Annotated in this window: 9 protein-coding genes; 8 read left to right on the forward strand and 1 reads right to left on the reverse strand. The window is 69.2% G+C overall.

Annotated features, from left to right (window positions below):
- Positions 1–180 precede the first annotated feature (180 nt).
- The 6 genes from E6C76_RS07215 (at position 181) to E6C76_RS07240 (ending at position 7117) form a co-directional block, all read left to right on the forward strand.
- Entirely contained in the window at positions 181–1842 is a 1662-nt protein-coding gene (locus E6C76_RS07215) for an ABC transporter substrate-binding protein (RefSeq protein ID WP_136347548.1), read from the forward strand.
- A gap of 101 nt (positions 1843–1943) precedes the next feature.
- Positions 1944–2894 carry an ABC transporter permease gene (locus E6C76_RS07220; RefSeq protein ID WP_136347549.1) on the forward strand — a complete coding sequence of 317 codons (951 nt, stop codon included), beginning with the start codon at positions 1944–1946 and terminating at the stop codon, positions 2892–2894.
- Complete coding sequence (locus E6C76_RS07225; RefSeq protein ID WP_136347550.1) at positions 2891–3778, forward strand: ABC transporter permease; 888 nt, start codon at positions 2891–2893, stop codon at positions 3776–3778. The genes E6C76_RS07220 and E6C76_RS07225 overlap by 4 nt, the downstream gene beginning before the upstream one ends.
- A 16-nt stretch (positions 3779–3794) precedes the next feature.
- Complete coding sequence (locus E6C76_RS07230) at positions 3795–4871, forward strand: ABC transporter ATP-binding protein (protein ID WP_230976176.1); 1077 nt, start codon at positions 3795–3797, stop codon at positions 4869–4871.
- A gap of 13 nt (positions 4872–4884) precedes the next feature.
- Positions 4885–5901 (forward strand): ABC transporter ATP-binding protein, encoded by a 1017-nt coding sequence (locus tag E6C76_RS07235; RefSeq protein ID WP_136347551.1) that lies wholly within the window; start codon positions 4885–4887, stop codon positions 5899–5901.
- 34 nt (positions 5902–5935) lie between these two features.
- Complete coding sequence (locus E6C76_RS07240; protein WP_211090143.1) at positions 5936–7117, forward strand: amidase; 1182 nt, start codon at positions 5936–5938, stop codon at positions 7115–7117.
- A gap of 16 nt (positions 7118–7133) precedes the next feature.
- Here the strand turns inward: E6C76_RS07240 and E6C76_RS07245 are convergent, their stop codons facing one another.
- Entirely contained in the window at positions 7134–8570 is a 1437-nt protein-coding gene (locus E6C76_RS07245) for an aldehyde dehydrogenase family protein (RefSeq protein ID WP_136347552.1), read from the reverse strand.
- Between the two features lie 104 nt (positions 8571–8674).
- Between E6C76_RS07245 and E6C76_RS07250 the strand changes: the two genes are divergently transcribed.
- Both E6C76_RS07250 and E6C76_RS07255 read left to right on the forward strand, forming a co-directional pair.
- Positions 8675–10924 carry a PAS domain-containing hybrid sensor histidine kinase/response regulator gene (locus E6C76_RS07250; RefSeq protein ID WP_136347553.1) on the forward strand — a complete coding sequence of 750 codons (2250 nt, stop codon included), beginning with the start codon at positions 8675–8677 and terminating at the stop codon, positions 10922–10924.
- Positions 10921–11976 (forward strand): HD domain-containing phosphohydrolase, encoded by a 1056-nt coding sequence (locus tag E6C76_RS07255; RefSeq protein WP_136347554.1) that lies wholly within the window; start codon positions 10921–10923, stop codon positions 11974–11976. The genes E6C76_RS07250 and E6C76_RS07255 overlap by 4 nt, the downstream gene beginning before the upstream one ends.
- The last annotated feature ends 53 nt before the right edge of the window (positions 11977–12029 follow it).

Below are 12029 nucleotides of genomic sequence, written 5' to 3' on the forward strand. Positions count from 1 at the left end.
GCAGAAAAACTCAGGGAACGTGGATAAAGACCTTGCGGAGAAAACGGGAGATGGCGCCAAAACGCAGCAAATGGTGAATAACTTTCACGATTTTCTGCAAAAGAGCGAAAACAGGCACACCGCTTGCAGTAGCTGAACCGAAGCAACCATCGACCATCCCACTACCGCGAGGTACCCACCATGACCGTCCGCCCCGCCCGCCTGCTGTCCGCTCTCATCGGCTGCGGCCTCATCGCGCTCACCAGCGCCTCGGGCTCCGTGCTCGCCCAGGAGAAAGTGCTGCGCATCGGCATGACCGCCGCCGACATTCCGCGCACCCTCGGCCAGCCCGACCAGGGTTTCGAAGGCAACCGCTTCACCGGCATTCCGATGTACGACGCGCTGACGCAGTGGGATCTGTCCAAGGCCGACGCGCCCAGCGTGCTGATTCCCGGCCTGGCCGCGTCCTGGGCGGTGGATGCCGCCGACAAGACCAAGTGGGTGTTCAAGCTGCGCCCGGGGGCGAAGTTCCATGATGGTTCGGCCTTCGACGCCGACGCGGTGGTGTGGAACGTGCAGAAGGTGCTGGACAAGGACGCCAGGCACTTCGACGCCAGCCAGGTGGGCGTGACCGCCTCGCGCATGCCGACGCTGCGCAGCGCGAGGAAGATCGACGAGCTCACGGTGGAACTGACCACTTCCGAGCCGGATTCCTTCCTGCCGCTCAACCTGACCAACCTGTTCATGGCCTCGCCGGCGCACTGGGAAGCCAAGCTGAAGGCGGTGCCCGCCAGCGTCACCGACCCGGCCGAGCGCGCCAAGCAGGCCTGGGTGGCCTTCGCCGCCGATGCCTCGGGCACCGGCCCGTTCAAGATGAGCCGCTTCGTGCCGCGCGAGCGCCTGGAAGTGGTGAAGAACACCGCCTACTGGGATCCCAAGCGCACCCCGACCATCGACAAGGTAGTGATGCTGCCGCTGCCGGAAGCCAACGCGCGCACCGCCGCGCTGCTGTCCGGCCAGGTGGACTGGATCGAGGCGCCGGCGCCCGACGCCATTCCGCAGATCAAGAGCCGCGGCTTCACGGTGTATTCCAACCCGCAGCCGCACATCTGGCCGTGGCAGCTGTCCTTCGCCGAAGGCTCGCCCTGGCTGGACAAGCGCGTGCGCCACGCCGCCAACCTGTGCATCAACCGCGGCGAGCTGAAGGAGCTGCTGGGCGGCATGATGGGCGAGGCCAAGGGCATCGTCTCGCCGGATCACCCGTGGTGGGGCAACCCCTCCTTCGACGTCAAGTTCGATCCCGACGCCGCCAGGAAGCTGATGGCCGAGGCCGGCCACTCCGCCGCCAAGCCGCTCAAGGTGAAGGTGCAGGTGTCCGCCTCCGGCTCCGGCCAGATGCAGCCGCTGCCGATGAACGAGTACCTGCAGGAAAGCCTGCGCCAGTGCTACTTCGACGTGGAACTGGACGTGCTGGAATGGAACACGCTGTTCACCAACTGGCGGCGCGGCGCCAAGGACCCGTCGGCCAGCGGCGCCAACGCGATCAACGTGACGGCGGCCACCATGGACCCGTTCTTCGCCATGGTGCGCTTCGTCAGCACCAAGACCTTCCCGCCGGTCTCCAACAACTGGGGCTTCTTCGGCAACGATGAGTTCGACGCGCTGATCGCCACCGCGCGCACCACCTTCGAGGACAAGGAGCGCGACGCCGCGCTGGCCAGGCTGCACGCCCGCATCGTCGAGGAAGCGCCCTTCGTCTTCGTCGCCCACGACGTCGGCCCGCGCGCCATGTCGCCCAAGGTGAAGGGCGTGGTGCAGCCGAAGAGCTGGTTCATCGACATCGCGCCGATGCGCGTCGAGTAAGACGCCGACGACCCCGTGGCGGCGGCTCCGCGCCGCCGCGGGCGTGAATGCACGGGCGGCGGCCGCGCCGCCGCCCTCCCCTCCCCGACGCGGAGTCAGCGATGATCTTCTATCTGCTCAGACGCATCGTCTATACCGTCCCCATCATGCTCGGGGTCGCGTTCTTCTGTTTCCTGCTGGTGCACATCTCCCCGGGCGATCCGCTGGTGGCCATCCTGCCGCCCGACGCCTCGGTGGAACTGCAGCGCCAGCTGATGACCCTGTACGGCTTCGACCGCTCCTGGCCGGAGCAATTCTTCGGCTGGCTGTGGCGCGCGCTGCAGGGCGACCTGGGCACCTCCATCGCCACCGGCCGGCCGGTGGCCGACGAGGTCTTCCGCGCCGTCGGCAACACCCTGATGCTGGCCTGTCTGGCCACGCTGATCGGCTTTCTGCTCGGCAGCCTGTTCGGCTTCGTGGCCGGCTACTTCAGCAACTCCTGGGTGGATCGCGCGGCCTCCGCGCTGTCGGTGCTGGGGGTGAGCGTGCCGCACTACTGGCTGGGCATGGTGATGGTGATCGTGTTCTCCGCCTGGCTGGGCTGGCTGCCGCCCACCGGCGCCGGCCCCGGCGGCTCCGACCAGTGGGCCTGGGACTGGGCGCACATCCAGTACATGGTGCTGCCGGCGGTGACCATGTCGGTGATTCCCATGGGCATCATCGCGCGCACCGTGCGCGCCCTGGTGGCCGACATCCTGGCGCAGGAATTCGTCGTCGGCCTGAAGGCCAAGGGCATGACCGACTCCGGCATCTTCCTGCACGTGGTGAAGAACGCCGCGCCCACCGCGCTGGCGGTGATGGGCCTGCAGCTGGGCTACCTGCTGGGCGGCTCCATCCTCATCGAAACGGTGTTCTCCTGGCCGGGCACCGGCTTCCTGCTCAACTCGGCGATCTTCCAGCGCGACCTGCCGCTGCTCCAGGGCACCATCCTGGTGCTGGCGATGTTCTTCGTGCTGCTCAACCTGCTGGTGGACACCCTGCAGACCGCCATCGACCCGAGGATCCAGCGATGACCACCCTGAACGCCGGCGCCGCACCCGCGCCGGTCTACGAGCGCTCCGCCGGCTTCTGGAGCGGCGTGCTGAAAAAGCTGGCGCGCGACCCGGTGGCCATCGGCGCGGCGGCGGTGCTGCTGGCGCTGGTGCTGATCGCCCTCTTCGCGCCGCTGATCACCCCGCACGATCCCTACCAGACCTCGCTGCTGAAGCGCCTGCGGCCCATCGGCTTCGAGAACTTCCTGCTGGGCACCGACGAACTGGGCCGCGATCTGCTCTCCCGCCTGATGCTGGGCGCGCGCCTGTCGCTGTTCATGGGCATCGTGCCGGTGCTGATCGCCTTCGTGCTGGGCAGCGCCATCGGCATCCTGGCGGGCTACGCCGGCGGGCTGGCCAACACGCTGATCATGCGCACCATCGACGTGCTCTACGCCTTTCCCTCGGTGCTGCTGGCCATCGCCCTGTCCGGCGCGCTGGGCGCGGGCATCGGCAACGCCCTGCTGTCGCTCACCATCGTGTTCATCCCGCCCATCGCGCGGGTGGCGGAAAGCGTGACCACCCAGGTGCGCGGGCGCGACTTCGTCGAGGCGGCGCGCGCCTCCGGCGCCGGGGCGTTCACCATCGTGCGCGTGCATGTGCTGGGCAACGTGCTGGGGCCCATCTTCGTGTATGCCACCAGCCTGATCGCGGTGTCGATGATCCTCGCCTCCGGCCTGTCCTTCCTGGGCCTGGGCGTGCGCCCGCCGGAGCCGGAATGGGGGCTGATGCTCAACACCCTGCGCACGGCCATCTACACCCAGCCCTGGGTGGCGGCCCTGCCCGGCGTGATGATCTTCATCACCTCGATCTCCTTCAACCTCCTGTCCGACAGCCTGCGCTCGGCCATGGACGTCAAGAACTGAACAAGGAGAAGACGCGATGAGCATCGGCATGAGCGTCGAACACATCGGCGCGGACATCCACGGCGACCGCGGCGGCCCGGCCCAGCCGCTGCTGAGCGTGCGCGGCCTGGTGAAGCACTTCGACCTGAAGAAGGGCTTCCTGGAAACGCTGACCGGCGGCGGCAAGGTGGTGCGCGCCGTGGATGGCGTGGATTTCGAGGTCCTGAAGGGCGAGACCCTGGGCGTGGTGGGCGAATCCGGCTGTGGCAAGTCCACCACCGCGCGCCTGCTGATGCATTTGATCGACCCTTCCGCCGGCGAGATCGTCTTCGACGGCGAAACCGTGGGCTCCGCCGCCCTGCCCCTGCGCGAATACCGCCGCCAGGTGCAGATGGTGTTCCAGGACAGCTATTCCTCGCTGAACCCGCGCCTGACCATCCAGGACTCCATCGCCTTCGGCCCCCAGGTGCACGGCGTGCCCAGGCGCGAAGCCATCACCCGCGCGCGCGACCTGCTGGCGCGCGTCGGCCTGGAACCCCGGCGCTTCGCCGAACGCTGGCCCCACGAGCTGTCCGGCGGGCAGCGCCAGCGGGTGAACATCGCCCGCGCGCTGGCCTCGGAGCCGCGCCTGGTGATCCTCGACGAAGCCGTCTCGGCGCTGGACAAATCGGTCGAGGCCCAGGTGCTCAACCTGCTGATGGACCTCAAGGACGAATTCGGCCTCACCTACCTGTTCATCAGCCACGACCTGCACGTGGTGCGCTACATCTCCGACCGGGTGATGGTGATGTACCTCGGCAAGGTGGCCGAAACCGGCCCGGCCGAGGCGCTGTTCGACGACCCGCTGCACCCCTATACGCGCGCCCTGCTGTCCTCCATGCCGTCCATGGACCCGGACCGGCGCACCGAGGAAGCCCCGCTGGCCGGCGACCCGCCCAACCCCATCGACCCGCCGCCGGGCTGCCGCTTCCACACCCGCTGCCCGTTCGCCGAGCCGGTGTGCGCCGAGCGCGTGCCCGCGCTGGAAGAACGCGCGGGCCGCCAGGCCGCCTGCCTGATCCACGAGGCGGACGCCGGCCACAGCCGCAACCCCACCGCCATCTACGCCGCCTGAGGGAGCCGAACCGATGAACGACACTTCTCCCCTGATCGACGTGCGCGACCTGCGCGTGGTGTTCACCGGCGGCAAGAAGCCGGTGGAGGCGGTCAATGGCGTGGATCTCACCGTGGCGCGCGGCGAATCGGTGGCGCTGATCGGCGAATCCGGCTCCGGCAAGAGCGTCACCCTGCGCTCGCTGCTGCGCCTGCACCCGGAACGCCGCACGCGGATTTCCGGCGGCATCCGCATCGCCGGCCACGACGTGCTGGCGCTGGGCAGCCGGCCGCTGGCCGACTATCGCGGCAAGGTCGCCTCGATGATCTTCCAGGAACCGCTGCTGGCGCTCGACCCGGTGTATACCGTGGGCGCGCAGATCGTCGAATCCATCCGCCGCCACGAGGCGGTGAGCAGGGAGGAAGCGCGCAAGCGCGCGCTGGAACTCTTCGAGCGCGTGCGCATCCCCAGCCCGGCACGCCGGCTGGACGCTTACCCGCACGAAATGTCCGGCGGCATGCGCCAGCGCGCGATGATCGCCCTGGCGCTGGCCTGCCGCCCGCAGGTGCTGCTGGCCGACGAACCCACCACCGCGCTGGACGCCACCGTGCAGATCCAGATCCTCCTGCTGCTGCGCGAACTGCAGCGCGAACTGGGGTTGGCGATCCTCTTCGTCACCCACGACATGGGCGCGGCGGTGGAAGTGGCCGACCGTTTCGCGGTGATGTACGGCGGGCGCATCGTCGAGGAAGGCCCCACCCGCGAAGTCATCCGCAACCCGCGCCACCCCTATACGCTCGCGCTGATGCAGGCGCGCGCCGACGGCGCGATGACCAAGGGCGCGCGCCTGGCCAGCATCCCCGGTTCGCCGCCGGATCTCGCCAACCTGCCGGCCGGCTGTGCCTTCGCCGAACGCTGCGCCTACGCCCGGGAGGCCTGCCTGGCCACCCGCCCGGAGGCCGTGGACCTGGGCACCGGCCACCGCGCGCGCTGCCTGCGCACCGACGCCACCGCCCACGCCCTGCAACACACCGAGGCCCAGCCCGCCTGAGCGCCCCAGCCAATCCTCCCGGAGCCCCACCGCCATGCTGATCCCCCGCGACCCCGCCCACGCCTTCGTCCCCTACCCCGGCGCCGAACTGCCCCACGCCGCCGGCGGCCCGCTCGCCGGGCTGAGTTTCGCAGTCAAGGACCTGTTCGACGTGGCCGGCTATCCCACCGGCGGCGGCAACCCGCACGTGCTGGCGCTCTCCGGCATCAAGACGCGCAGCGCCCCCACCGTGCAGCGCCTGCTGGACGCCGGCGCGCGGTTTCTCGGCAAGACCTACACCGACGAACTGGCCTTCTCGATGAACGGCATCAACGCCCACTTCGGCGCGCCGATCAACGGCGGCGACCCCGCGCGCATCACCGGCGGCTCGTCCTCCGGCTCGGCGGCGGCAGTGTCCAACGGGCTGGCCGACTTCGCCCTGGGCACCGACACCGGCGGCTCGGTGCGCTGCCCGGCCAGCCACTGCGGCCTGTTCGGCCTGCGCCCCACCCACGGGCGCATCAGCCTGGAGGATTGCCTGGATCTGGCCCCCAGCTTCGACACCTGCGGCTTCTTCACCCGCGACGCGGCCACCTTCGAACGTGTCGGCGAAGTCCTGCTCGGCGAGGACGCTGCCCCGCTGCCCGCCGCCCCGCGCCTGCTCAGCCCCACCGACGGCTGGGGCCTGCTCGGCGCGGAAGTGGTCGACGCCCTGCGCCCGGCGCTGGAACGCGTGGAAGCCCTGTACGGCCGCCCCGCCCCGGTGGATATGGCCCCGCAGGGCTTCGAGCGCAACTACTGGGCCTTCCGCTACATCCAGGGCCGCGAAGCCTGGCAGACCGACGGCGAACTGATCGAAACCCACGGCCTCGCACTCGGGCCCGGCGTGCGCGAGCGCTTCGCCTTCTCCAAGGGCGTCACCGACGTCCAGTTCGAGGAATCCCGGGCGATCCGCGCACAGGTCGGCGCCGCGCTCGCCGAACTGCTCGGCCGCGACGGCGTGCTGGTGCTGCCCACCATGCCCGACATCGCCCCGCTCAAGGACGCCGACGAAGGTTCGCTGGAGGACTACCGCAACAAGGCCATCCAGCTGCTGTGCCTGTCCGGCCTGTCCGGCTTTCCGCAGCTGTCCATGCCGCTGGCGAGCCGCAGCGGCGCCCCGCTGGGCCTGTCGCTGCTCGGCCCGGCCGGCAGCGACCGCAGCCTGATCGCCATGGCGAGGCGGATCGCCGGCTGACGCCGGCGCGGCGAATTCAGCGCGCGCTCATGACGATCTTGAGGTTGGCGTAGGCGGCCAGCCCTTCGGTGCCGTGCTCCACGCCCAGGCCGGACAGCTTGTGGCCGCCGAAGGGGAAATCCACCCCGTGCACATAGACCTCGTTGATCCACACCGTGCCGGCTTCGAGGCGGCCGGCCAGCGCCTGGGCGAAGGCCGTGTCGCGGCCCCAGATGGAGGCGCCGAGGCCATATCCGGTATCGTTGGCGCGGCGCACCACGTCGTCGAAATCGCGGTAGCGCAGCACCGGCAGTACCGGGCCGAAAGCCTCCTCCACGACCACGCGGCTGTCGTCCGGCGGGTTGTCGACGATGGTGACCGGGACGAAATAGCCGGGGCCGGGCACGGCCTCGCCGCCGAGCGCGAAGCGCTGGCCGTGGGCGACGCAGTCGGCGAGCAGGCCGCGCACCTTCTCGTACTGCCGGACGTTCTGCAGCGGCCCGAGCTGGCTGGCCGCGTCCATGCCGTCGCCCATGCGCACGCCGCGGGCATAGGCGGCCAGCGCGTCGAGCAATTGCGGATAGAGGTCGTCATGCACGTAGAGGCGCTTGATGCCCACGCACCACTGCCCGGAATTGCCGAAGGCGCCCCAGAACAGCTTGGGAACGACCGCATCGAGGTCGGCGTCGGGCAGCACGATGGCCGGATCGTTGCCGCCCAGTTCCAGGGTCACGCGCTTCAGCCCCGTGGCGGCGCCGGCCATCACCCGCTGGCCGGTGGCGGCCGAGCCGGTGAAGCTGATCTTGGCGATGCCGGGGTGCTCGACCATCCAGCGGCCCAGTTCGTCGTCGCCGGTGAGCACGGTGAACACGCCCGGCGGCAGGACGCCCTCGGCCAGTTCGGCCAGCCGCAGGGCGGTCAGCGGCGTGTAGGGCGAGGGTTTCAGGATGACCGTGTTGCCGGTGATCAGTGCCGGGGCGAATTTCCAGGCAGCCAGGCAGAGCGGGAAGTTCCACGGCACGATCAGGCCGGCGACGCCGAGCGGCACGTAGGATTTGTCCACCCGGTGGCGCGGCGCGTCCTCGAGCACCTGGTCCGCCAGGCGCCGTCTGGCGACCTCGCGCAGCCAGCCGATGGCGTAACCGACTTCGTCGGCCGCCGCCGAATGACGCGGCTTGCCCTGTTCCAGCGTCAGCAGATCGGCAAGTTCGTCGCGCGCCTGCTCCATGCGTCCGGCCAGGCGTTCCAGCAGTTCCTGGCGTTCCGCCCAGGACAGGGCGCGCCAGGCCGGGAAGGCGCCGCGTGCCGCCGCGACGGCGCTTTCCAGGTGTTCCGGGGCGGCCAGCGGCACGCTGGCGAAGGCCTCGCCGGTGGCCGGATTGATCACCGGCCGGCGCGCCGGCGTGTCGATGTGCGCACCGCCGATGCGCAGGCCGACGAAGCGGCCTTTGAAAATTTCGTGATATGTGCACATGATATTCTCCCTCGGCAGCGGCGGAATGCTTGTCCGTGCATCATAGCGATTGCACCCGGCGCTTCTCAATGCGGATGCACAGGGACAGGGAAAAAGTGGACAGCATGTCGGACGACTGCGCACCGGAGGCACTGCGGCTGGTTCTGCTCGGCCTTGCGCCATCACTGCCGATGGCGCTCCGGGATCTGCTCGCGGGCGAGCCTTTCAGCTTCGTCGAGGCCGCGTCGCCGGCCGAGATACCCGCGGGCATGGGCGCTGCGGATCTCATCGTGGCCGATCCGGCCTGGCTGGCGCAGCAGCCGGCGGCGCTGCAGGCCGCGCTGTCGGAGAGCCTGGCCGGAGCGGCCGCCCTGATCGTGTCCGCCGGCGACGGCGACGCCGGCCGGCTCGCCGCCCACATCCGCCCGGCCGTCCACGCCGCGCGCGCCCGGCTGCGGCGCGCGCAGTCGGACCGGCAGAAAGAAGCGCAAAGCCGGGAATTCGAGCTGTTGCGCAAGGCGGTCGACCAGCATGCCATCATCAGCATGGCCGCCCCGGACGGCCGCATCACCTATGCCAACGACCGGTTCTGCGAACTGAGCGGCTTCAGCCGCGAGGAACTGCTCGGCGCCAACCACAGCATCATCAAGTCCGGCCGGCACTCCCGCGAGTTCTACGCCGACCTGTGGCGCACCATCACACGGGGCAGGACCTGGCACGGCGAGGTCTGCAACCGCAAGAAGAACGGCGAACTGTACTGGGTCAGCGCGACCATCGTGCCGGTCGTCGACGACACCGGAAAACCGCTCCGCTACGTGTCGATCCGCACCGATATCACGCTGCTCAAGGCGGCCGAACTCCGGCTGCAGGAAAGCAAGGCGCGCCACAAGTTCTTCGCCGACAACGTCGAGGAAGGCGTCGTCGTCTGCGACCAGGGGATCATCGTCGATGCCAGCGACCGCTGGCTCGAACTGTTCCGCTGCCGGCGCGAGGATGCGCTCGGCCGGCCGGTGATGTCCTTCACCGCGCCGAGCGCGGTACCGATGGCGCTGCAGTTGATCGGCGACAAGTGGGCCGAATCCTACGAGTCCGTGATGCTGCGCCACGACGGCACGACCTTCCCCGCCATCGTGCGCGGGCGCAACCTGGAATTCGGCGGCCGCGAACTGCGCCTGACCACGATTCTCGACATCTCGCGGCAGAAAGAGAGCGAACTCGCCGTGCAGGCCGCCAAGGCCGAGGCCGAGCGCGCCAACCAGGCGAAATCCGAGTTCCTGTCGAGCATGAGCCACGAATTGCGCACGCCGATGAACGCCATCTTCGGCTTCGCGCAGATCCTCGAATTCGACGAGCGCCTGGACGAGGACCAGCAGGACAGCGTGCAGGAGATCCTCAAGGCGGCGCACCACCTGCTGGGGCTGATCAACGAGGTGCTCGACCTGGCCAAGATCGAATCCGGCCGCATTGCGCTGTCGATCGAAACCGTCCTGCTGGACAGCCTCGCCGAGGAATGCGAACAGTTGCTGCGCCCGCTGGCCGCCGAGCGGCGGATCTCCCTGCACATGCCGGCCGGCCCACTGGGCGCGGTATGGGCGGACAAGGTGCGCCTCAAGCAGGTGCTGCTCAACCTGCTGTCGAACGCCATCAAGTACAACCGCCCGCAGGGCGAGGTCCGCCTGACGGTGGACGCCGCCGGCCCGCGCGTGCGCATCACCATCGCCGATACCGGCCCCGGGATCGCCGCCGAGGACCTGGCCGGCCTGTTCCAGCCGTTCAACCGGCTGGGCGCCGAGCAGGGCACGGTCGAAGGCACCGGCATCGGCCTGGTGATCGCGCGCCGGCTGATCGAGGCCATGGGCGGCAAGATCGGCGTCCACAGCGAACCGGGCCGGGGCAGCCGCTTCTGGGTCGAACTGCCGCCGGCGGATGCCGAGCAGGCCGTGGCCGCCGTCAGCGACGTCCCGCATCAGGCCGAATACGGCGGAGACGGCCAGCGCCGGCAGATCCTCTACATCGACGACAATCCGGTCAATCTGAAGCTGGTCGGGCAGATCCTCGGCAAGCTGCGCCAGTTCCATCTGGTCACCGCGCATACACCGGAACTGGGCATCGAGCTGGCACAGACCGGCAAGCCCGACCTGATCCTGCTCGACATCAACCTGCCGGGCATGGACGGCTACGAGGTACTGCAGGTGTTCAAGGCCGATCTGCAACTGCGCCACGTACCGGTCCTCGCCGTGTCCGCCAACGCGATGCCCAAGGACATCGAACGCGGCATCGCGGCCGGATTTTCCGACTACCTGACCAAACCGCTCGACGTCGGACGCTTCCTGGCCAGCATCGACCGGCATCTTCCCAAGAGAGAGCACGCATGAGCACGCCCGAGAATTCGCCGATCCTGATCGTCGATGACGAACCGGCCAACCTGAAACTGCTGGACAAGCTGCTGGGCGGACAGGGCTACACCCGGCTGACCTGCATCGAGGACCCGCGCGAAGTGCTGCCGAGCTATGCGCGCCAGCGCCCCGACCTGATCCTGCTCGACATCAACATGCCCCACCTCGACGGCTACCAGGTCATGGAGCAACTGCGCGCGCTCGACGACCCGCTGCTGCCGCCCATCGTCATCCTGACCGCCGAACACGGCCGCGGACACCTGCTCAAGGCGCTCGCCGCCGGCGCGCGCGACTACCTGAGCAAACCCTTCGACCGCACCGAACTGCTGATGCGCGTGCGCAACCTGCTCGACGCCCGGCGGGCGTACCGCAGCACCCACGAGCAGAAGGCCATCCTCGAGGAGATGGTGCGCCTGCGCACCGAGGAGGTCGTCGCCACCCGCCTGCAGATCGTCCAGCGCCTCGGGCGGGCCGCCGAATACCGCGACAACGAGACCGGCCAGCACATCCTGCGCATGAGCAACATCGCCGCGCTGCTGGCCGGCCGGCTGGGCTGGAGCAGCGCCGAAGTCGAACTGATGCTGCATGCCAGCCCGATGCACGACATCGGCAAGATCGGCATTCCCGACGCCGTTCTGCTCAAGCCGGGGAAGCTGAACGACGAAGAATGGGAAATCATGAAGCGGCACCCGGAGATCGGCGCCGAACTCCTGGCCGGGGACGATTCCAGCCTGCTCCGGCTGGCGCGCGAGATCGCCCTCGGCCACCACGAGAAATGGGACGGCAGCGGCTACCCCGGCGGCCTGTCCGGCAGCAGCATTCCGCAGTCGGCGCGCATCGCCGCCGTGGCCGACGTCTTCGACGCGCTGACCTCGGCGCGCCCGTACAAGGAACCCTGGTCCATCGAGCGGGCGGTGGCCTACATGCAGGAACAGGCGGGGCGGCATTTCGACCCGGCGATCGTCGAGGTCTTCCTGTCCAGCCTGGAAGACATCCAGCAGATCCGCGAGCGCTACCGGGAGCCCGACTGAAGCGCAAGCCGGGCAAAGAGCGCGGCGGCAGGGCAAGATCAGTCATTTGAAAG

The sequence above is a fragment of the Pseudothauera nasutitermitis genome (genome assembly GCF_004801295.1).
Classification (GTDB): Bacteria; Pseudomonadota; Gammaproteobacteria; order Burkholderiales; family Rhodocyclaceae; genus Pseudothauera; species Pseudothauera nasutitermitis.

Excerpts from the sequence above, each read along its gene's own strand:
- E6C76_RS07215 (WP_136347548.1), top strand. The coding sequence starts at position 181 with ATGACCGTCCGCCCCGCCCGCCTGCTGTCCGCTCTCATCGGCTGCGGC.
- E6C76_RS07220 (WP_136347549.1), top strand. The coding sequence starts at position 1,944 with ATGATCTTCTATCTGCTCAGACGCATCGTCTATACCGTCCCCATCATG.
- E6C76_RS07225 (WP_136347550.1), top strand. The coding sequence starts at position 2,891 with ATGACCACCCTGAACGCCGGCGCCGCACCCGCGCCGGTCTACGAGCGC.
- E6C76_RS07230 (WP_230976176.1), top strand. The coding sequence starts at position 3,795 with ATGAGCATCGGCATGAGCGTCGAACACATCGGCGCGGACATCCACGGC.
- E6C76_RS07235 (WP_136347551.1), top strand. The coding sequence starts at position 4,885 with ATGAACGACACTTCTCCCCTGATCGACGTGCGCGACCTGCGCGTGGTG.
- E6C76_RS07240 (WP_211090143.1), top strand. The coding sequence starts at position 5,936 with ATGCTGATCCCCCGCGACCCCGCCCACGCCTTCGTCCCCTACCCCGGC.
- E6C76_RS07245 (WP_136347552.1), bottom strand. The coding sequence starts at position 8,570 with ATGTGCACATATCACGAAATTTTCAAAGGCCGCTTCGTCGGCCTGCGC.
- E6C76_RS07250 (WP_136347553.1), top strand. The coding sequence starts at position 8,675 with ATGTCGGACGACTGCGCACCGGAGGCACTGCGGCTGGTTCTGCTCGGC.
- E6C76_RS07255 (WP_136347554.1), top strand. The coding sequence starts at position 10,921 with ATGAGCACGCCCGAGAATTCGCCGATCCTGATCGTCGATGACGAACCG.